Here is a 20,626-nt window from a genome sequence, read left to right on the forward strand (position 1 = left end):
CCTACCCTCCCGCTTGAGACGTCAAAGATGGTATCTCGTATCGACGCTGCTGCTCGCGAGCGGGTATAACGGCAAATGCCAGCGCCGGCACGGCGAACATCAGCATATGCACCCAGACCATAAGAACCCAGTCGGTCTGATGCGATATGGCATGCATGGAAGGTACGATCGACAAAAGATAGGTGAATTGCGCTGCGAACTCGCCCAGGTTCGCGGTCACCCAGATCCGGCGCATCAGATAAGCGAGCAGGAAAAATTTGAATGCTCCCAAATACCAGAAGGACTCGAACGCATCCGCCATTCCGGTCTCCGTCGTTCCAAGGACGGGATTGTAGTCGCGCGATTGAACCGGCACCGGCAACATGAAGGATCGCTTGACCTCCATGCCAACGAGTTGCGCGGGTACGAAGTTGAACACCAGCCTGTTCCAGTGGAACTTGCCATAGTCGAATTGTAGGGTGGTTGCGGTGTTGTCGATCCGCATAATCGCATTGCGCATCTCGTCGCCGCCGTCGCGGAACACTTTTTCAAGATTGCCGACGAAATCTATCTTCTTGATGTCATCCCAGACGGGCGCGGCGTTGGCCTTGGTAATGGCGCGGTAGTCGCCCATGCTGTTCATCGACAATGTGCCGAGGAAAAGTGCCACGATCACGAGGATGCGCGGGATCGCCCGCCCCTTGTAAAACCACCAGGCCAGCGCGAACATCATGATGAGTTCCACCGCTTCGGCGCGCTTTCCTGTTATCACGATGCGATCCAGGTAGAAGACGAGATCGAACGCGAGGACAACCAGCGCCAGCCAGGAAAACCGGCGTGCAAGGCAAAGCACCGCAATGGCCAGACCATAACTCAACAGCCGCGAAAAGAAGATGTACATGACCGGAACGCCGGTCATCTGCACCGCAATGGTCAACTCTCCCGGCAGACGGCTGAGCTGGAAATAGAAGTATGCACCGGCGACCGAGAGAACGGCCGCAACGATCAGCAGACGTGTTTCATCAAAATCGATACGGAAGAATGAAAAGGGTTTTGCCGTCCTGCTCCATCCCCACCAGCACATGAAAAGGCACAGCATCATGAAGAGCGCGGCTCTGGCGAACGCGCCTTCCGGCAGGAACCTTTCTGATGCCAGGCCGGGAATCTGCGGCATGATGAAACTGAACGTGATGACGCCGGTCAGAAACGGGAACTCGTAAATTCGCTCCCGACGGGTCATTCCCCAACAAATGAGCAGGAGAACACCACCGAACAGGCAAAAAACCAGGAGCGTATTCATGAAGCGAGCCCCACCTGAACCGGGGGTAAATCCCGCACGAAGCTGCTTCTGAGGTCGTAGAAGAACGTCTTGGCGTACTCCTTGAACACCTGTACCCCGTCTGCATCGACGGCAAGCCGCCACAGCGACACGGTTCGTTGCGCAGGAAGGGAAACCCACTGGATTTGAGGCATCACAAACCGGAAGCGCTTTACCGCACGCCGTGAATGAAACCAGCTCGTGACCAGAATGGCACGTTTTGCTCCCATTCCAGTCAGCTGCGGCTGTGCGAACGTCGCGTTTTCCCAAGTACTGACCGAAAGACATTCCGTTGTAATGGCTGCGAAATCGACACCCATCCGCACCAGCATGTCGCGGATGACGTCGCAATCCCCGTAGCCAGTCACCAGAACGAGGGGCGCCCTTCCCTCGTGCCACAGTTTTGCGGCCTGGGCAGCACGCGGAGGACCGTCACCGCCCAGAACCACGATGACGTCGGCTTGCGCAGGCGGATCCTCAACGACAAGCAGCGATCCCGCTGAAACGAGTGCCAGACCATAAAGCCCGATTGCAGTCAGCATCGTCAGGCCCAGGAAAATTGCGTTCCGTTTCAACGGCAAAGCGTCTTTCATGTATTGCGAAATGCGCGAAGGCGAAGGCCTTCCTTTCGCAACGGGCTTTGAGGAAGTTCGTGGTCCGGGCCACGACGCTTTCATGATCGATTACTCTTCATTCGTCGATTGCATGGCTCTTGGTTCCGGCACGGCGCTGGCGGCAACAGGCCGACGCGCTACCTCGCGGTAGAGATCGAAATTTCCCTTGTGAAGCCAGGTTTTCGAGAGATAACCCGTCGCGGCAAGGACGAATGCGGTGTGAAGGGCGATCGGTACGAGAAGGCCGGCGGCCATCACTTCCGCCGGGATATTGGCTTTGATTCCGGCAAAACCGATGCTTCCGCAAATGAAGGAAATTACGACCAGCGTGTTCGTTGCCGCCGCCGGTGAAAAACCGTAGTCCAGCAGCAGGTGATGAAAGTGCCAGCGATCGGCCGACATTGGACTGCGACCCTGCATGATGCGACGGACAATCAGGCTTAACGTATCGGTGATCGGCAAGATGACGATCCAGAGCAGTGCCGGAAAGGACACTGTAGGACTTGTGGTTGCAAGTAGGACAATCACGTAGGCGATCGTTGCGCCCAGCGCGGTGCTGCCCGCATCGCCGAGGAATATGCTTGCCCTTGCGCGCCATGGACTGCGCATGTTGAAAACCAGAAAAGCGCAGAGGCATACCGCGAGTGCCTGAAGCGGCGGGATGATGTCGCGGATGTCTGCGATAGCAGCCACGATCATCAACCAGATCAACGCGACGCCCGCAGTGCCACCTGCAAGCCCGTCAACACCATCAAGCATATTCCACGAATTCACCAGTCCCGTCACAAAGAGAACTCCGATGACGAAAAACAGCGGCAGGAACAAATCCGAATGCTGCGTGAAAAGCACACCGACGGAGAGAGAGCCGATATCGGCACCGCCCACGAGGGCAATCGCCATTGCCAGTTGCATGACAAGGCGTCCTGTTGCGGGCAGCGGCCGGCGATCATCGACGACACCCATCAGCAGGATGACCGCCAGCCCGAGCCAAAAGTTCATGCCGAGAGCCGCATTCCAACCTCCAACGAAGGCAGAAACGGCGAAAGCAGCGAAGATTGCAATGCCGCCGCAAAGCGGAACGATCCCGGTATGGCGCTTGCGGACTGCATCGGGGCGATCCACGAGCTGAAACGCAATGGTCAGGCGCCGGAGAATGACAATGAACGATACGCACAGGATGAAAGTAGCGATGGTGTTGAAGAGTATCCCCGACATGTCTGATCCCCTCGCTAGAACCTGGCGGTGCATTTGCAACGATATTCGACTCCCGACGATCCTAAAAAACACTGACCCTGAGGGGTATGCGGGCAAAAGGAGTGTGGAATCCACCAAAGGGAGAGGGTGTCGAAATTAACGTCTACCCTCCCTACGTCCGAACCGGATCGACCATCGAAAGAGCTAGAGCATTTCCAGTAAAAGTACGTAGCGGTTTTACGTCCGGAAAATGCGCGAAAACAAAGATCTAGAGCGCGTCCAACGATTCCGTTTAAACAGGACGCACTCTAGGGCCGAGACCTTGACCGTGGGCAACCACGAATGAAAAACCGGAGTTAAGCAGTATCGTCGGAGCGATCATTCCCGTGCGGAGAGAATGGCGATCCAGTCCTGAAAGCCGAAAGTATTCGACGATGCCGGCACCGGCACGTTGCGAAGGCCATTGCGGCCGAGATGCTCGATCGGTCCGACGTAAAGTCCATTCGACGGATCATACCAGCGAAGGGTTTTCTCGCCGGCTGCCAGACGGTCGAGATCGACGGTGACGGAGGGAGCGTCGACATAGATCAAGGCGAACGACCCGTCTTTGTCGCGCGCAGCGAATGCTCCCGCATCGCTTTTCAGCACGCTGCCCTGATCGGGTACAAGCTTCCACCACGTCAGTTGATTGAAAAGCGTGGCCAGATGCGTGATGCTTTGAGCGCCACGGCTGTTCAGTGAATCTTGCCAACTGTCATGCGCTTTATAAAGTCCGGCAGCGGAAAAATGCCAGACCGGATTGTTGCCGAAGAGCTGACCACTCGCTCCCGAAAGCAGTGCACCGTAGGCAATAAGACGAACCTGACGCTCCTTGACATCGTTCTCGCCTTCATATGCGCCTTCGATGAGGAAAAAGGACGTCGCGGTCCAGATCGGTAACGATCCAGCGCCGCCGCCGCGACATTGTGGTACGTATAAACCGAGTCGATATCGAGCCAGGATGCATCCCGCCAAAAATCGCTCGTCACGGTATCCGGATTGCCATGCACGGTCTGCAATGCCGAAGGATTGGCTTCTGCGATCCCCATTGCAACAGCCATGACCAGATTACGATCGGGCGGATTGTAATCCCCGCCCTGCACCCAGATTATGTTCGGGTACTTCGCAAAACGTTGCCCGACATAGCGTCCATAGGCCCGCAGCTTTTCTGGCCCGGCCGCGACCATTTTTTCATACCATCCTTCGGGGCCACCGCGCGCGCCGTTATAGGCCGGACAGAGAAGTACCAGCAGGTTGCGACTGGCGGCGGCCTTTATGAAAGTTTCGGCCCGGTCGAAATAGGCCTCGTTCGGTCGATCGAACGGCTCGTCGACAAAAGGTTTCTCGCCGTAGAAGTTTGCCGGTGCCTTGCGGGAGAACTGATGCTCGATCAAAGATACAAGCACGGTGTTGAAGCCCTGCCGCTTTCGGGTTTCCAGATAAAGTTCCGCATCGGGGATAGAGGCATCCCCGATGAGTGACCACGCACTATCCCCGACAATCAGGAATGGCTGCCCCTTGCTGTCCTCGAGATAACGACCGTCCTGCTCCGTCCGGAGCGGAAAAGCGGTATCCTGTGCGATACAGGTCGAAAACATGCATAGCCAAAGAAGGAAGACGCCGAACACATAACCAAGTCGCCCGTCATCGCCGATCATCACTTCAGAGCCGTTCACGAACGACGCGAAGCCAGTTTTTCAATGGCAACGGCACATAGGTTCTAATGCCCGGTTTCAAGCCGGCGGGAATCGACCAGTCCTCCATCCTGAGCACCGGTGACAGTTGCGGACGGTCGGTCAGCGTCGTCGCGATCACGTCGTTGTAGCGCGCGGCCATCCTTTCGATGCTGAAGCGGTTCAGGACCATCTCCTTTGCCGCGATCGACATGCGCTCGAGAAGGTCGCGATCGGCATGCAAGCGGGCGATCGCGTTGGCCGCTGCCGTATAGTTGCCGATCGGGAACAGGAAACCGTTTCGCCCCGTCTCGACGATCGTGTCCGTTACGCCCCGGATATGGGACACGACCGGGACGCAGCCACCAGCCATAGCCTCGATCATCGTCATGCCAAGCCCCTCGAAGCGGGACGGCATGATGAGAACATCGTGACTGGCCATGATGGCCGGTATGTCAGAAAGCTGAACGGAACCCGTATAACTGACGCGACCGGCATGGCCGGCAAGTCTTCGCTTGAGTTTACCCATATCCGGCCCGTCTCCCACGACCGTCAGGCGCACCGCCTCGGGCAAGGCATCCAGTATTTCCCGCAACCACATGACGCCTTTGGATGCATCTTCTATCCGACCGACGAAGAGAGCTTTAAGTTCCGGCCCCCGGTTTACGCACCGACCCACCTGCTTGCGGAATGCATCGCTATCCACCGCATTCGGGATTGCATACGTGCGATCCCTCGAAAAGCCGTGGCGCGCGACCAGATCGGCGCGGCACCGCTCCGACACGCCGATCGTCACATGGGCGTAGTCCCGAACCGAGCGCGCGGCCGCATATGTTCCAGGCGAGATATTATGGACGACGAGAATACGCAGGACGTCTTCGGGCAGATAGCGCGCGATATTTGTCTGCAACTGATCGCCAAGAACGTTGACGATCACACCGTCGAACCCTCCGTCTTCAATCGCTGCCGCCATTCGTCGGGCGCAATCGCGTTCGCTGAGATTGACGGGCATCCGCAGTAGCTGACCGAATGCCTTTTCATCCTGCAGCTCGAAAGGCAGCCCGTATGTTTCCTTGCACACGCCGAGCCATCGCACGTCTATGCCATAGGCGACGAGGCCTTTTCGAAGATGTTTGAAGACGGAATAGGTGCCGCCGATATGGGGAAGGACAAAATAGGCAAACTTCATGGGACACTCTCGCTCTTGCAACCATAACCATCCCGCATTGGATCGACGGCGGGTGGTTCAAAGGGCTGCCTCGCGACATACTAAAAAGCCGTCGGATGACGGGCAGTTGCATCTTAGGCTTAGCTGCATCTTCCTTTGAAAGGTTTGCCTCAACCAGACTATTCGTTTGGCGTAAGGCGCAGCCCGAAGGTCGGTGTGGGGTCGCGCTGATCCAGAAGATATCAATGCCATATCGAGCGTGTCGGCGCCGTGCTGCGATTGGAAAATAAATGAGGATCACTCTCCTTGGACAATTTGGTTCTGGCAATTCCGGCAATGACGGATCGCTGGAAGCAATGCTCCTTTATCTGCGCAGGATGAGGCCCGATGCCGATCTGTTGTGCATCTGCGCAAGTCCGACCGTCGTAAGTGCAAAGTTCAATATTCGTTCGATGGGCGTTGGGGGCCCTCCCCTGACGAATGTGTGGATGAAGCGACTGGACAAGCTGCTCGGCAGGCTGCCCCGACGGCTGATGCTATTTGTCAGTTCCCTCTTCCATTTCGACAAAGTCGACCTGATGATCATACCGGGGACCGGCATCCTCGATGACTTTCAGGAAAAGTGGTTCGGCTGGCCCTTTGTCGTCTTTTGCTGGTGTCTCGTCGCACGCCTTCGCAAAACGCAGATCGCCTTCGTCAGCATCGGCGCCGGTCCGATGAAAAGCCTTCTCAGCCGCTGGTTCCTGCGCTCCGCCGCAAAGATGGCCTCTTACCGATCCTACCGAGACGATTTCTCGCTCAACTACATGAAAGCGATCGGTGTTGACGTATCGCGAGACTACCGTTACCCCGACATCGCCTTTGATCTTCCCGTTCCTGCGCCTCGCCGGGAGAGATCCGCCGATGGCGTGATGAGAATAGGCGTCGGCGTCATGGACTATCGCGGCTGGCGTCACAACGACCCCGAGGCCGCCAAGATTTACAAGGCCTACATCCACAAGCTCTCACGGCTCGTGAGCTGGATGATCGGCGAAGGCCATCGCATCACCCTCGTGATGGGGGATGTTACGGATCGTGTCGCCTGTGCGGATCTGATGTTTCTGCTTACGGATATGCTTTCCGAGAACGAGCTGTCGCAGATAGAGATCAGCTCGGCCGCAACGCTCCACGATATAATGCAACAGATGGCGGCGATCGATCTTGCCGTCGTATCCAGATATCACGGTGTGGTCTGTTCCCTGAAACTCGGCAATCCGACGATATCGATAGGTTACGCCCGCAAGTTCGATGATCTGATGCATGATTTCGACCAACAGAAATTTGCCCGGCACATCGACACGTTCGAGGTAGAGGAAATCATCGAACTGGTGAAGGAGATACTCGCTGATGCAGAGGCAGTAAGGCAGCGGATTGCCATCGCCAACGAGCACTTTCAGCACCAGCTCTCTGAGCAACAGGCGTTATTGGGCCGGGAATTTCTCTTCAGCGATGTCGTCGCAATGCCGCAGAGCGCTACTCCTTAGACACACGCTGGCCCACAACCCGATTCTTTCGACGTAGTGCCGAGGCTCATTAACGTCCGATGGGAGTAGACCACACACTGTCGCATGCCCCTTGCACGAACATTCTCCAAACGGCTTACACCTACGGATCTCATTGCCATCCCAACGGTCAGATTTCCAAGGTGCAAGCCCCTCCTCTAATTTGACGCTACGCCGACAATCGGCGACGCTGTCGGAGCCCTTCGATGCACAAAGTCCGCCGCGCCTTTTTCATGGCCATGCTGGAACAACACCTCGGAATTGCGGTCAATTTCACTCTGATCGCGATCGTATCGAGGCTGCTTTCGCCTGCTGAAGTGGGCTTTGCCGTTATCGGCTACGGGGTGACATCGGTGATTTTCGCCTTTCGCGAATTCGTTTCTTCCGATTTCCTGATTCAGCTCGATTTCGTTGAACGCGATGACATCAACACGTCGCTTACACTGTTGCTCCTGGTCAGCGGCCTTCTCGGGATCATTCTCTATCTGTGCGGACCGTATGTGGCGGCTTTCTACGACCAGCCCGGCCTCCAGCACTATCTTGTCCTGGCAATTGTTGCCGTCATGGCCGAAAGCCTGGGCATGCCGGCGTTTTCCATGCTGCGTCGCCAGCTCGCCTTCGGCACGATCGCACGCGTCCGAACCATCGGTCTCGTTGTTATGGCTGTTGTGACGATAGTCGCTGCCAGGAATGGATGGGGCTTCGTCAGTTTCGCTCTCGGCATGCTCGCTGGCAACAGCGTTGCCAGCGCTCTTGCCGCCTATGCCGATCCGGCGCAGCGCGCAGCACGTCTCTCGCTCAAGTCGTGGCGCCGTATGGCCGAATTCGGCCGTTACAGGGGTGCGACCACCATCGTCGACAAATTGTATGAGTCCCTGCCTCAACTGGTGCTCGGCCTTGCCATGACACCGACAGCGGTCGCAATCTACAATCGTGCCAATACCGTCTGCTCCATTCCCGATCGCATTTTCCTCTCGGCAATCTTTTCCTTCGCCTTCCCGGCGCTCGCCGCCGAAGTTCGCGAAGGTGGGGACGTCCGCAAGTCTTACCTGCGCGCCCTGTCTTACATCACCGTGCTTTATTGGCCGTCGCTGATCATGGTCGCGATACTCGCCGATCCCATCGTGCGCCTTGCACTCGGAGACCAGTGGCTCGCTGCGATACCGATCACCCGGATTCTCGCGCTCGCGTCGACCTTCTGGTTTCCCATGGTGCTGACAACGCCTCTGCTTATCGCTCTCAACGCCAACCGGGAAGCTTTCCTGGGCAGTGTCGTCTGCCGCACTGTATCGGCAACGGTGCTCTGTTCCGCCAGCTTCTTCGGCCTGACCGCCGCAGCGCTGAGCCAGTTCGTAATATTGCCCTTCCAGATGCTCGTCGCCTTCTACATGGTACGACGCCATGCGCACTTCAAACTACCCGAACTGTTCGTAGCCATCGGGCCGAGCGCAGCCGTGACCCTTGCTGCGATCGCGGGGCCGCTGGCCATATCCGCCTGGATGGGCTTCCGCTTCGATTACTCCCTCGCCCAGGCTGGCGGCGCCATCATTCTTTCGGTGGCAGGCTGGGCTGCCTGCCTAATTCTCCTGCGCCACCCTCTCCTCGGCGAGCTGCGGTCAACGTTCAATGCTTTCACCGGGCGTCTCCGCAGGATCGGTAAACCTCCTGCGCCAGCTTCTATTCCCGACACCGCCGTTTCCGCAGCGATCGAGCCATGAGCAGTATCGATATCGTCATTCCCAACTACAATTACGGTCGCTTTCTCGAAGGATGCGTCCAAAGCATCCTCGGCCAGAACGTCACGGAAATGCGTATCCTCATCATCGACAATGCTTCGACAGACGATAGTGTTGCGATCACCCGGTCTCTCGCGGCAGCCGATCCTCGTATCGAAACGAGCTTGCGCCCAAGGAACCTCGGCGGTCACGCGTCTTTCAACGAAGGCATTGATTGGGCTCGGGCGGACTATTTCGCCATCATCTGCGCCGACGATGTCCTGTCGCCCGGCGCCTTGACGCGCGCCATAAAGGCGCTCGACAGTCACCCCGGCGCGCACATGGCCTTCGGCCGCACCGCCTTCTTCCGTGATGACGGCGAAATCGCGTCTGGCCTTCGCAACGATGCCGAAGGCATGCGCCTTCGTGGCGGGATGGACTTCATCGCCGACATTTGCGCTACGGGACGCAGCCCCGTGCCAGGCCCCCTCGCCGTTACCAGAACGCGCATTCAGCAACGAGCCGGTCATTACCGGCCCGCACTGCGCCATACTGACGATGTCGAGATGTGGATGCGCCTCGCGGTCCTGGGCGACATCGTCGAACTTGACGCCGTTCAGAATTTCACCCGCATCCACGGCGCCAACCAGTCGGCCATCCTTGATAACGTGCTTGCCTGGAATACTGAAATCGAAGCCGCGCTCGAAAGCTTCTTCGGGAACGAGGGCGCTTCGCTTGCCAATGCCCAAACCCTGCTCCGGCGCGGTCGCGCGAGCCTGAGCGATCGCGCTTATTGGTGTGCACTTTCCAATCTGGCACGGCGCCGGCCCGGCGTGGGTGCGCTCCTGGCGCAGGCTTTCCGCCTGAGACCGGCTTCAGCGTTTCTGCCACCTATCAGCTATCTTCTGCGCCGGCCTGATGCATTGCACCGCATCCGTGAGGCTATCGCCCGCCGATAGAGCACATCCGGTTTTTGATACCGGGGTGAATTCACCAAAGGTCTATTCTTCGGCATTCAGGACAAGCCGCAACAACGCTGGCAATGAAGCCGATTTCGTTCGGCGCATGATTGAGGCGCGATGGTTTTCGACGGTGCGCTGACTAAGCTGCATATCGGCTGCAATAATCTTGTTCGCCTGTCCCTGAACAATCCGGTCAAGGATCTGCCGTTGCTTGCGGGTCAACATTGCCAGGGTGGCTCGAGCCGTTTCACGCCGTTCCTCGCGCTCATTTGCATTACGTGATCGATCAAATGCCGACCGCACGCTCCGATATATTTCCCTGGAAGAAATCGGCTTCTCGATGAAATCGGCCGCTCCGTATCGCATTGCATCGATTGCCATCCGCACATCGCTGTGACCTGTGATCACGATGACCGGAAACCGATGCTGTCTTTGTTTCAGCAAACGCAGCAAGTCCATGCCGACCATGCCAGGCAGATACGCATCGACAAGCAGGCAGCTTGATCTGTCCGGCTTGTAATCCGCAAGATACGCCTCCGCAGAAGCATAGGTTCTGACCGCCCAGCCATCGCCCTCGAAAAGAGCACGCAGGTTATCCCTGATGTCTAGCTCGTCGTCGATGATTTCGATGCGCCGACCCGTCATCGTTTCCATGTTTTCGGCTTCGTTTCTGCGCTCTGCCCGCTCGCCGGTTTGTTGAACGACCAGGGTCTCGACCATCTGCATGACGTCCTTGAGCTTTGCCGGCTTGTGCAGATGCGGTATTTCGTGCTGCGCAAAAGCCTTCAGAGCCTTGCTCGAAATGTCGCCTGTAAGGATAAGCGCCGGAACGTTGCGACGGAGAGCTTGTCGGATATCTCCAATCGCAGCTATGCCATCCCCACCAGTATGGAGATTGTAGTCTGCGAGAATGACGTCGGGTATGAACTGCAGGCCTCGAACGATCGCCAGCGCTTCGGCAGCCGTTGAGGTCGCAGCGACCGTATATCCCATCTGCTCAAGGCCCATCTTGAGCAGATCGCGCATTCCGTTTTCGTCTTCAATGACGAGGATCGACGCCGACGACAGGGTTGCCGCTTGGCGCGAATGGTCGTCCACTGGCGCAGGCATTGGAACAAGCGGCTCACCTGCCGATGCCTGGTCGATCTCGATCATGAAGGCAGACCCTTTATACAATCGTGACTGCACCGATACGCCCAGTCCGAGAAGCTCGCTGAGCCGCCTGACGATCGACAATCCCAGCCCCAACCCGCGGTCTTCCGTTCCGGCAGGCGCGTCGAGTTGGTGGTATTCCTTGAAAACATCGTCGATATGGTTTTCGGGAATGCCGATGCCAGTATCCCACACTTCGAACCGAACCTTGGTCCCGCGCCGGCGACAGCCGACCAGAATTTTGCCGCTCGTGGTATATTTCAGCGCATTGGAAAGAAGGTTGCGAACGATCTGCGCGAACAGACGCGGATCGGTGTGAACGGCAAGGCTGGACGGCACGACACGGAGTTGGAGACCGGCGGCACGGGCTGGATAGTGAAATTCCTTGAAGAGCTGCCCCAGAAGACCGCCGATCGCGAAGCTCACGATCTTGGGCTCCACCATTCCCGCTTCGATCTGATTGATGTCGAGAACGGAGTTGAGAATGCCCAGCATCGAGGACAGCGTCTCCTCCATTCTCTGAACGAAGGTGCGTGCCTGCCCTTCACCCACACTCCTTTCCAGGAGCCCTTGCAACAGTTTCAACGTTTGCAGCGGCTGGCGAAGATCGTGGCTTGCCGCAGACAGGAACCGCGACTTGGCCTCGGTTGCCAGTTCGGCGGATTTCTTCGCAGCTTCCCTGCTCTCGGCAACCTGTTTCTGGGCACTCACGTCAATGAACGTGATGACCACCCCGTCGACGGTCTCGCTCTCATCGCGATACGGCTTGACGCGGCGGACATACCAGCGATCGTCCGGTCCGGCGATCTCCCTGTCGATCGTATCGCCTTTCAGGAGAACCATCTTGGCATCGGTTCGAAGCGTGCTGTCGCCGCTGAGGTCGGAGAGAGGTCGTCCGACATCGGACGGTATCAAGTTAAAGAGAGACCGCGTGGCCGGTGTGAAGAACCGTATGCGAAGAGTGGAATCAAAAAAAGCGTCGGAACATCGGTGCTGTACAAGACATTCTGCAAATCGTTGGATACTGCGCGCTGACGTTCCAGAGCTTCGTGCAGTTGATTGTTGAGGGCCGTAAGCTCCTCGTTGAGGGACTGTAGCTCCTCTTTCGAAGTAACGAGTTCCTCATTCGCCGACTGATACTCCTCACTGAGAGACAGCGCTTCGGCGGTGATCTGCTTCTGTTCTTCACTGGCTAGTTCCAGGTTGCGTATCGCACCCTGTAGTTCAGCCCGCGTCTCCTCCAGTTCGAACTCAAGCTCGGCGATGGGGGACATATCTATCGTCGATGACTTCTGTGACCGGACGGCCCTGTTGGCTTGCGCAGGGTCTTCCACGAAACAGATGAGGAAGAGTTCTTCGCCGTGACTGAACAGCGGCTCGACATGAATGCTGAACTCGATATGCGCCCCGTTGCCGTCAAGTTTTGCCTTCCTGGCCACGGATGACTTCTGATCCCGGGTCGCACGATGGACAGCAGACCTGATTTTATTATGGAGCCCCTTCGGTATCATCGCGAACAGGTCATGCGATGCCGGGCCTGAAGCGATCTGTAGGAACTTTGCTGTCGGGCCGACGGAATACAGATATTCATAATGTCGATTGACCAGGATCGCGGCCGGCACGTAGCTGCCGAGCAGTATCTGGGAAACCGCCTCGGCAAGCGCGTTGTGCCTCGACGCTAAAGTCACCTTTCCTTGCGAAGGAGGAATTCTGACATTTCCACCCGGGGCCGTTCCGAAATGAAGATCACCGAACACCGGAGGTCCTATGCGCCGATATACCTTGTCTGATTCCGAAATCAGCTTGAAATGGTCATCCATTCTGCCGACGGTTTCGGATTTCCCGATCAGCAGAATGCCATTTTCACGCAGGGAGAACCTGAACAGGGACAAAACCTTGGCTTGGGCGTCTGCATCAAGATAAATCAGCAGGTTCCGGCATGAAATCAGGTCTACCCTTGAAAACGGTGGGTCGCTCAGGACATTCTGCACAGTGAAGACCACCACACTGCGCAATTGCGCCGTCACGGTGTACCCGCTTCCATCCCTTACGAAATATTTTGCCAGCAAGTCCGGCGCCAGCGATTTGACCGCCTCGGGTGAATAATGTCCATCTCTCGCAATTGCGACCGCCTCGACATCGGCGTCCGAAGCGAACATCTGCAATTTGAGATGAAGTCCCATCGACTGAATGAGTTCGAGGAAGATAATGCCGAGCGAATATGCCTCTTCCCCCGTGCTGCATCCAGCAATCCAAACCCGCACTGTTCCATGCGCCGCTTTCGCACGGAGAATATCCGGAATAATGGTGTCGCGCAGAAAGTCGAATACCTTGCTGTCCCGGAAAAAGCTGGTGACGTTGATCAACAGATCTCTGACGAGATTTTGCCGCTCTTCTTCGCTGTTTTCGAGCATCTCAAGATACCGATCTACGTTTTCGATCGTAATACCGAGAACCGCCATGCGCTTTTCGACCCGGCGCTGCAGCGTTCCATGTTTATAGGCCGAAAAATCGTTCGCCGTGGAAACTCTCAATATCTCGATGATCTGCCCAAGTTCGGGCATTCGGTGCTGCATCGAGTGAGCAGCTGGAAGCCGCGACAATAGGGCAATATGTTTGAAGATGGCTGCAGGCATCTCGGCGACAGGTAAAACGGTCGCACCGATCTCCAGCGAAATAACACTTGCCGGCATGCCGTCGAACTGCGCCTCACCCGGCTCTTGAACCAGAACGAGCCCCTTGAAGTCCCTGATCTGCTGGACACCGGATGAGCCATCGGATCCCGTGCCGGACAGGACGACAGCTATCGCCCGTGGTCCATACTCCTTCGCCATCGAATCCAGGAGAAAATCAAACGGCAGGGGCGCCTCATGCAGCTCTCGCCGGGGCGAGAGGTGTATCCTTCCTCCGTCAACCGACATCAGAAATCTCGGCGGAATGACATAGACGTGTTCCGGCTCTATCAACGTTAGATTGACGGCCTCCGTAACGACCATATTTGTTTCGCTCGACAGAAGTTCTGCGAGCATGCTTTCATGCGAACGATCGAGATGTTGTACAACGAGAAACGCACAGCCCGTTTTTTCGGGCAACGCTTTGAGTAGCGCTCTGAACGCATTCAGTCCGCCCGATGAAGCTCCGACACCGACAATCGTGAACTTATCCTGACCCGCTTCTTTTGACCCGGACATAGGACCGGCATTTTTCCCGAAAGCAAAACGAGCCGGGTTATTATCAGCGCCGCGTTCCGTCATATTTACTCTCACTAAAATTGACGCGCATTCCAAACGGAAATCGACCCTCACGAAGCATCAGGGTTGAAGCGTTCACCAAGTCTTGAAAGCAGCCGTCACGGCCTTGAGATATTGCGTCAGCGATAATCATTCCACCAAACCCCACCCGCTGATGGTCGCGGCCGTCACGAATAAAAAGCACCAACGGTGGACGATAGATCAATCCGGCCGCGATTATAATTCATCCAATGTGGTTAGAGCTGGCACGCTCATATCGAACCAGACTGAAGACTAACTCGAAATCGCTATCGAAATGAGTAATTTCCGATTCTATTCCAGCTCCGATACTCCACTGTAGGATGCAGGAACAGAAATTCGGGTAGCATCACTCCTATTGCTTTCTGGTCAGCATTGAATTTCAAAAAAACCAGAGCGCATCAATATAGATCATCCTTCCCGAGATTTCCGATTGATGACGACGTTCCGGGTTGGATCACCCCAAACGTCCGTGTGCCGACTGCAAAGAAACTCTTCGGTGCGGCGCTACCAAGCTATGAAAATCGGCAAAGTAACTCTTCAGGGCGGATAGGACATATTATGCTGACATCAGTTCCCAACAACGGGCATGGCCAATTCTCATCGAATTTTCATGTGGTTGAGCATTCGAAAACTATAGATGCTTCAGTCAGGAAGCTGGCGATCATCGATGACCGCGCGCTGGACCGTGAATGTCTGGCCCAGAGCCTGATCGCATACGGCCTGGATATGGAAGTCGAATTATTCTCGTCACTGGACGAGTGGAGAAATACCCCGGACTGCCATCATACCGGCATCCTGGTCAATGTCGGCCGCAACGGTTTTTCCGATGACGGATCGCTTCATGAGTTGCGGGAATTTATTGCCGATTTCCCCTATCTGCCGGTCGTCATTCTTGCGGAAAATCGCGATCTGCGCCAGGTCATGAGAGCTTTTGATGTGGGCGTGCGGGGATACATCTCCTCGGCAATAGGATTGGCAGTGTGCGTGGGCGCCATCTCCCTCGCATTGGCAGGCGGCGCCTTCGTATCGGCTGAAAACCTCAGCGATCTGAGGCAATTGCTCGTGGTTGCGGAAGACAAGGAACGCCAGCGAACGGCAATGTTCACCCAGCGGGAAGTCGATGTCATCAATGCCCTCACTCAAGGCAAGCCGAACAAGATCATCGCCTATGAACTCAACCTTCGTGAAAGCACCGTAAAGGTGCATGTTCGCAACATCATGAAGAAAGTGGATGCAAAAAACAGAACGGAAGTGATTTTCAAAATATCGGATCTGTTCAAAAATTGACCCCCGGCGTCGTATGCAGTGAAATCAGGGGGAATTTATATTTTTTTACGGGTGCCGCCTGATGCAAGAGCATTGGAGCGATGACGATAGAAGGTCGTGCATCTTCTCTAAGTCTTTCGGCTAGCATTCCAGGCATAAAGGCGGAATGACGGCCACCGAGCCGGATACGGTAATCTCCGATCCTTGGACATATGTACCCGGGATTGCGCCATGCAAAATTTCGTCGAAAATTTCGAAAACTCGGACCGACTACGACTGCGCTCCCGCAACATCATACCGGGCGGTGCACATACCTATGCAAAGGGTGACGACCAGTATCCCGTTCTGTCTCCCGGCTTTATTGCAAGAGGATATGGCTGTCATGTCTGGGATGTCGATGGAAACGAATATATCGAGTACGGCATGGGCAATCGAGCTGTCGGCCTTGGCCATGCATACCCCGACGTCGTAGAAGCAGCGCGTGCAGAGCTATATTGCGGCTGCAACTTCACACGCCCTGCAAAGATCGAGGTGGATTGCGCATCGACGTTTCTCGACACGATCCAGACGGCCGAGATGGTCAAATTCTGCAAGAACGGTTCTGATGCGACATCCGCCGCGGTGCGACTTGCACGGGCCGTGACGGGCCGCGACCTGATCGCGCGCTGCAGCGACCACCCGTTTTTCTCGACCGACGACTGGTTCATCGGGACAACCGAGATGAATGCGGGCATTCCCGAGGCGATCCAGAATCTGGTCCTTGGCTTCAGCTACAACGATCTGGCAAGCGCACGCAGTCTGTTCGACCGCTTTCCAGGTCAAATAGCGGCTTTCATCCTGGAGCCGTCGCGAGGCGATCCGCCGCGCGACCATTTTCTTCACAAACTCAAAATGCTCTGCCACGAAAGAGGCGCGCTTTTCATTCTCGACGAAATGATCACCGGCTTCCGTTGGGATGCGGGTGGAGCGCAGAAGACATACGATATCGTCCCTGATCTATCCTGTTTCGGCAAGGCGTTAGGGAATGGCTTTTCTATCTCCGCACTTGCCGGCAAGCGTGAATTCATGGAACGGGGCGGTCTCGATCAAACCAATGCCCCCCGCGTCTTCCTGCTTTCGACGACGCATGGGGCGGAAACGCATGCGATGGCGGCGGCTATCGCAACCATGCAGATCTACCAGCGCGAACCCGTGGTCCCACATCTGGTCCGCCAGGGAAATGCGCTGCGTACCGCCATTGGCCAGATTGCTATTGGTCACGGCCTCGATTCCTACTTCGGCGTCCAGGGCCATTCCGCTTGCCTCAGCTACTTCACGAAAGATCAGAATGGAAAGCCGTCTCAGGCATTTCGCTCGCTCTTCCTGCAGGAAACCATCCGCCGTGGCGTTCTCGCGCCGTCTCTCGTTGTAAGCTACACGCATGGGGACGAGGACATAGCCAAAACGCTCGATGCCATCGATGGGGCACTCGTCGTCTATCGCAAAGCGCTGGAATATGGCGTCGAAAAATTCCTGATAGGGCGCCCGTCCGATGTCGTCTTTCGGCGTTTCAATGGCGGCGCGCAGCATCAAGCCGCCCATCATCTGGCCGGGGCCGAGATGTCGGGATTATCGGAAACCATCCAAAAGTCTTAACCGACGGAGGCGGCTAAACCGTTTGCATACCGGCTGCGGCCGCTTTGCCCGGTGCATCGGTCTTCACTGAAAAGATACGCTGGTTGCGATCGACAACGGATTTTGAGGGGAAATTTCATGCACGTTCTGGTCACCGGGCATCGCGGATACATCGGCTCCGTCATGGTACCCATCCTGCGCAAAGCCGGTCACGAAGTTCACGGCTATGACACCGAATTCTACCATCGCTGCGCTTATCTTCCGGGGGGACCTTTGCCGCAGGTCCCAGGTGTCTGCAAGGACATCCGCGACATCACCCCTTCGGACATGGAAGGCTTCGACGCTGTCATTCATCTCGCAGCGCTGTCAAACGATCCGCTGAGCAATCTCAATCCGGAGATCACGTACGAAATTAACTACCGCGGCAGCGTTCGGGCAGCGGCGGCCGCAAAGCAGGCCGGGGTCAAGCGCTTCATCTTCGCCTCGTCTTGCAGCAACTATGGCGCCGCTGGCGAGGGACTGGTCAACGAGACGGCAGAACTGAAACCGGTATCGGCCTATGGCACGTCCAAGGTATTGGCGGAGCGCGAGATCGCGGGACTAGCGAGCCCTGGCTTCTCACCCGTCTATATGCGTCCTGCGACGGCATATGGCCTTTCGCCCATGCTGCGCTTCGATATCGTCCTCAACAACCTGACCGCGTGGGCGGTGACGGAAGGACTGATCCTCCTGAAATCCGACGGGTCTCCATGGCGTCCGATCGTTCACATCGAGGATATTTCGCGGGCCTTTCTGGCCGCCCTCGAAGCGCCGACCGATGCCATACACAATCAGGCGTTCAATGTCGGACAGGATGCGCATAATTACCAGATCAGGGAGATTGCCGAAATCGTCGCTCTCACGGTGCCCGGATGCCAGCTCCGATATGCCAGTGATGCAAGCCCCGATACCCGCTCCTACCGGGTCGATTTCGGCAAGATCGCCCGTGCGCTTCCGGCGTTCAAACCGACATGGACAGCGGCCGCGGGCGCCGAGCAACTCTACCACGCGTTCAAGAGCGCCGGCCTGACAATGGCCGAATTCGAGGGGCCGCGCTATCAGCGGATCGGCCAGCTCCAGAAGCTGATCGGTGACAACGATATCGATAGCAACCTGCGCCGCCCCATGCCCGCGCCGCGCCGCGACGCCGATATTGCGGCACCGGTTTGAACAGGAGGCTGCGATGGGCAAGATGGAGCCTTTCGCCAAGCTGACAGGCGCTGCATGGCGGGAGGCAGGTATCGGCCAGACTATTCATGATCTGGCTTCCCGCCTCTTTCCGATCTGTCGCAGCATCACCGGCCAAGGCGTGCGCGACACGATCGAGATCCTCAAAGACTACATCGATATCGAACAACGCGCGGTCCCGAGCGGAACACGGGTTTTCGACTGGACGGTGCCGCAGGAATGGATCGTCCGGGACGCCTATGTGAAAAACCATTCGGGACGCAAGGTGATCGATTTCCAAACCTCGAACCTGCATCTCATGAACTACAGCATCCCCCAATGCCGCGTGATGCCGCTCGCCGAACTGAAAGCGCATATCTATACCCTGCCGGCCCAACCGGATCTCATTCCTTACAAAACAGCCTATTACACGGATGCCTGGGGCTTTTGCATGTCGCATCATGAGTTCCTCAAGCTCGAGGAAGGCGACTATGAAGTCGTCATCGACACCGAAAAGACCTCAGGCAATTTGTTTTACGGCGAATACCTGCATGTCGGAACAAGCAGCAAAGAGGTGCTTCTCTTCGCGCATATTTGTCATCCGTCGCTGGCAAACGACAATTGTTCCGGCCTTGCATTGCTGACGTGTCTTGCCGCCAGCCTGAAAAGTAGATCCACATATTACAATTATCGGTTCGTTTTTGCGCCCGGAACGATTGGCTCCCTGTCATGGCTTGCGCAGAACGAAGACGGGCTATCGAACATCGCGCATGGTCTTGTGGTTTCGTGCATTGGTGACGGGGGCGGGCCGAACTACAAGCGTAGCCGCAGGGCAGATGCACTGATCGATCGGATTGCAGCCTGCACGCGGTGCGGGGAGGATCGCAAACACCTCGAAATCGTCGATTTCAGTCCCTATGGCTATGACGAGCGTCAATTCTGTTCGCCGGGCTTCAACCTGCCGGTCGGCCTTCTGCAGAGAAGCGCTTTTGGAACCTTTCCTGAATATCACACCTCCGCCGACAATCTCGACTTCATCAGGCCCGAGCACCTCGCCACATCCTTTTGGATGATCATGGACATGATCGATGCTCTCGAAGGCAACTGGACGCCGTTGAACCTTAAGCCGAAGGGTGAACCCCAGCTCGGAAAATACGGGCTTTTTCCTGCCATCGGCGGTCATAAGACGAATGATGACCGCACCATGGCCTATCTCTGGATACTCAACCTTGCCGATGGAAAAAACTCGCTGCTCGATATCGCCGAAACTTCGAAAATGCCGTTTATCGATATAGCGAGCGCTGCCGGCAGGCTTCTGGAAGCGGGCCTTGTCTCGAACCTCGGTTTCCTGACGCGGTAGCGCCTTCATTGCCAGGCCGGCCAACCGAGGTCCTTTTCCGATATAACGGAGGGTGGCGCGGGCCATTCTACACCGATCGCGGGCTCGTCATAACGTATCCCCGCTGCACTTGCTTCCGCATATGGCACCGAAATCAAATAGGACACGGCAACGTCGTCGCTGAGCGACTGGAAGCCGTGCGCAAAACCCTCGGGAATGTAGAACTGCGCGCCATTGTCGGCTGATAACGTTGTCCCAACCCATTGCAGATAAGTCGGCGAGTTGCGGCGCAGATCGACGGCGATATCCCATATGGATCCTTTGACGCAGGAAACGAGCTTTGTCTCCTGATGCGGCGGCAGCTGAAAATGCAGACCCCGTACAGTGTGTTTCAGCTTTGATAAGGAAAGGCTGTGCTGACTGAAGTCCGATACCAGCGCGTTGCTCTCAAATTCATGTTTGCAGAACGTCCTGGCAAAAGAGCCGCGGCTATCCCGGATAGGCACCGGATTGACAACCCAAAGCCCCTCGATCCTCGTCTTCTCAAACAGCATTCGGTGCTCCTGATGCGACC

At 56.5% G+C, this 20,626-nt stretch carries 16 protein-coding genes and 1 pseudogene; 7 read left to right on the forward strand and 10 right to left on the reverse strand.

What is annotated here, in order from left to right; genetic code table 11:
* Position 1: 1 nt before the first annotated feature.
* The 6 genes from RBH10_RS02590 to RBH10_RS02615 form a co-directional block, all read right to left on the reverse strand.
* A complete protein-coding gene (locus tag RBH10_RS02590) occupies positions 2–1,279 on the reverse strand; it encodes a hypothetical protein (RefSeq protein WP_281038418.1) in 1,278 nt (425 codons plus the stop codon).
* Complete coding sequence (locus tag RBH10_RS02595; protein ID WP_281038417.1) at positions 1,276–1,890, reverse strand: YdcF family protein; 615 nt, start codon at positions 1,888–1,890, stop codon at positions 1,276–1,278. The genes RBH10_RS02590 and RBH10_RS02595 overlap by 4 nt, the downstream gene beginning before the upstream one ends.
* 90 nt (positions 1,891–1,980) lie before the next feature.
* Positions 1,981–3,126, reverse strand: coding sequence for an MraY family glycosyltransferase (locus RBH10_RS02600; protein WP_281038416.1), 1,146 nt, complete (start codon positions 3,124–3,126; stop codon positions 1,981–1,983).
* Positions 3,127–3,483: 357 nt separating this feature from the next.
* On the reverse strand, positions 3,484–3,957 hold the full coding sequence (locus RBH10_RS24845) for a DUF4038 domain-containing protein (RefSeq protein WP_372339778.1): 474 nt from the start codon (positions 3,955–3,957) through the stop codon (positions 3,484–3,486).
* A complete protein-coding gene (locus RBH10_RS02610; RefSeq protein ID WP_372339764.1) occupies positions 3,840–4,802 on the reverse strand; it encodes a DUF4038 domain-containing protein in 963 nt (320 codons plus the stop codon). Before RBH10_RS02610 ends, RBH10_RS24845 begins: the two co-directional genes overlap by 118 nt.
* 4 nt (positions 4,803–4,806) lie before the next feature.
* Complete coding sequence (locus RBH10_RS02615; protein ID WP_281038414.1) at positions 4,807–6,006, reverse strand: glycosyltransferase family 4 protein; 1,200 nt, start codon at positions 6,004–6,006, stop codon at positions 4,807–4,809.
* Between the two features lie 269 nt (positions 6,007–6,275).
* On the opposite strand from RBH10_RS02615, the gene RBH10_RS02620 reads away from it, so the two are divergent.
* The 3 genes from RBH10_RS02620 (at position 6,276) to RBH10_RS02630 (ending at position 10,200) form a co-directional block, all read left to right on the forward strand.
* Positions 6,276–7,508 carry a polysaccharide pyruvyl transferase family protein gene (locus tag RBH10_RS02620; protein ID WP_281038413.1) on the forward strand — a complete coding sequence of 411 codons (1,233 nt, stop codon included), beginning with the start codon at positions 6,276–6,278 and terminating at the stop codon, positions 7,506–7,508.
* Between the two features lie 224 nt (positions 7,509–7,732).
* Complete coding sequence (locus RBH10_RS02625) at positions 7,733–9,244, forward strand: oligosaccharide flippase family protein (protein ID WP_281038412.1); 1,512 nt, start codon at positions 7,733–7,735, stop codon at positions 9,242–9,244.
* Entirely contained in the window at positions 9,241–10,200 is a 960-nt protein-coding gene (locus tag RBH10_RS02630) for a glycosyltransferase family A protein (RefSeq protein WP_281038411.1), read from the forward strand. The genes RBH10_RS02625 and RBH10_RS02630 overlap by 4 nt, the downstream gene beginning before the upstream one ends.
* A gap of 42 nt (positions 10,201–10,242) precedes the next feature.
* Here the strand turns inward: RBH10_RS02630 and RBH10_RS02635 are convergent, their stop codons facing one another.
* From RBH10_RS02635 to RBH10_RS02645, 3 genes and pseudogenes are all read right to left on the reverse strand, one after another.
* Positions 10,243–12,087 (reverse strand): response regulator, encoded by a 1,845-nt coding sequence (locus tag RBH10_RS02635; RefSeq protein WP_306180568.1) that lies wholly within the window; start codon positions 12,085–12,087, stop codon positions 10,243–10,245.
* Between the two features lie 36 nt (positions 12,088–12,123).
* Positions 12,124–12,270, reverse strand: a pseudogene (locus RBH10_RS02640) (hypothetical protein); the annotation flags it as partial.
* Positions 12,267–14,609, reverse strand: a complete 2,343-nt coding sequence (locus RBH10_RS02645) for a CheR family methyltransferase (protein WP_306180410.1) — start codon at positions 14,607–14,609, stop codon at positions 12,267–12,269. The pseudogene RBH10_RS02640 and the gene RBH10_RS02645, both read right to left, overlap by 4 nt.
* Positions 14,610–15,185: 576 nt before the next feature.
* On the opposite strand from RBH10_RS02645, the gene RBH10_RS02650 reads away from it, so the two are divergent.
* From RBH10_RS02650 to RBH10_RS02665, 4 genes are all read left to right on the forward strand, one after another.
* Positions 15,186–15,914, forward strand: coding sequence for a LuxR C-terminal-related transcriptional regulator (locus RBH10_RS02650; protein WP_281038409.1), 729 nt, complete (start codon positions 15,186–15,188; stop codon positions 15,912–15,914).
* Between the two features lie 210 nt (positions 15,915–16,124).
* Entirely contained in the window at positions 16,125–17,528 is a 1,404-nt protein-coding gene (locus tag RBH10_RS02655) for a glutamate-1-semialdehyde 2,1-aminomutase (protein WP_281038408.1), read from the forward strand.
* A gap of 117 nt (positions 17,529–17,645) precedes the next feature.
* Positions 17,646–18,716, forward strand: a complete 1,071-nt coding sequence (locus RBH10_RS02660) for an NAD(P)-dependent oxidoreductase (RefSeq protein ID WP_281038407.1) — start codon at positions 17,646–17,648, stop codon at positions 18,714–18,716.
* A gap of 13 nt (positions 18,717–18,729) precedes the next feature.
* A complete protein-coding gene (locus RBH10_RS02665) occupies positions 18,730–20,073 on the forward strand; it encodes a DUF4910 domain-containing protein (RefSeq protein ID WP_281038406.1) in 1,344 nt (447 codons plus the stop codon).
* Positions 20,074–20,078: 5 nt separating this feature from the next.
* Here RBH10_RS02665 and rfbC read toward each other — a convergent pair whose 3' ends face one another.
* Positions 20,079–20,606: a dTDP-4-dehydrorhamnose 3,5-epimerase gene (gene rfbC, locus RBH10_RS02670; protein ID WP_281038405.1), complete on the reverse strand. Its 528-nt coding sequence runs from the start codon at positions 20,604–20,606 to the stop codon at positions 20,079–20,081.
* Positions 20,607–20,626 lie beyond the last annotated feature (20 nt).

Source organism: Rhizobium sp. AN73 (assembly GCF_030757975.1).
Taxonomy (GTDB): domain Bacteria; phylum Pseudomonadota; class Alphaproteobacteria; order Rhizobiales; family Rhizobiaceae; genus Agrobacterium; species Agrobacterium arsenijevicii.

Excerpts from the sequence above, each read along its gene's own strand:
- RBH10_RS02590 (WP_281038418.1), bottom strand. The coding sequence starts at position 1,279 with ATGAATACGCTCCTGGTTTTTTGCCTGTTCGGTGGTGTTCTCCTGCTC.
- RBH10_RS02595 (WP_281038417.1), bottom strand. The coding sequence starts at position 1,890 with ATGAAAGACGCTTTGCCGTTGAAACGGAACGCAATTTTCCTGGGCCTG.
- RBH10_RS02600 (WP_281038416.1), bottom strand. The coding sequence starts at position 3,126 with ATGTCGGGGATACTCTTCAACACCATCGCTACTTTCATCCTGTGCGTA.
- RBH10_RS02610 (WP_372339764.1), bottom strand. The coding sequence starts at position 4,802 with ATGATCGGCGATGACGGGCGACTTGGTTATGTGTTCGGCGTCTTCCTT.
- RBH10_RS02615 (WP_281038414.1), bottom strand. The coding sequence starts at position 6,006 with ATGAAGTTTGCCTATTTTGTCCTTCCCCATATCGGCGGCACCTATTCC.
- RBH10_RS02620 (WP_281038413.1), top strand. The coding sequence starts at position 6,276 with ATGAGGATCACTCTCCTTGGACAATTTGGTTCTGGCAATTCCGGCAAT.
- RBH10_RS02625 (WP_281038412.1), top strand. The coding sequence starts at position 7,733 with ATGCACAAAGTCCGCCGCGCCTTTTTCATGGCCATGCTGGAACAACAC.
- RBH10_RS02630 (WP_281038411.1), top strand. The coding sequence starts at position 9,241 with ATGAGCAGTATCGATATCGTCATTCCCAACTACAATTACGGTCGCTTT.
- RBH10_RS02645 (WP_306180410.1), bottom strand. The coding sequence starts at position 14,609 with ATGACGGAACGCGGCGCTGATAATAACCCGGCTCGTTTTGCTTTCGGG.
- RBH10_RS02650 (WP_281038409.1), top strand. The coding sequence starts at position 15,186 with ATGCTGACATCAGTTCCCAACAACGGGCATGGCCAATTCTCATCGAAT.
- RBH10_RS02655 (WP_281038408.1), top strand. The coding sequence starts at position 16,125 with ATGCAAAATTTCGTCGAAAATTTCGAAAACTCGGACCGACTACGACTG.
- RBH10_RS02660 (WP_281038407.1), top strand. The coding sequence starts at position 17,646 with ATGCACGTTCTGGTCACCGGGCATCGCGGATACATCGGCTCCGTCATG.
- RBH10_RS02665 (WP_281038406.1), top strand. The coding sequence starts at position 18,730 with ATGGGCAAGATGGAGCCTTTCGCCAAGCTGACAGGCGCTGCATGGCGG.
- rfbC (WP_281038405.1), bottom strand. The coding sequence starts at position 20,606 with ATGCTGTTTGAGAAGACGAGGATCGAGGGGCTTTGGGTTGTCAATCCG.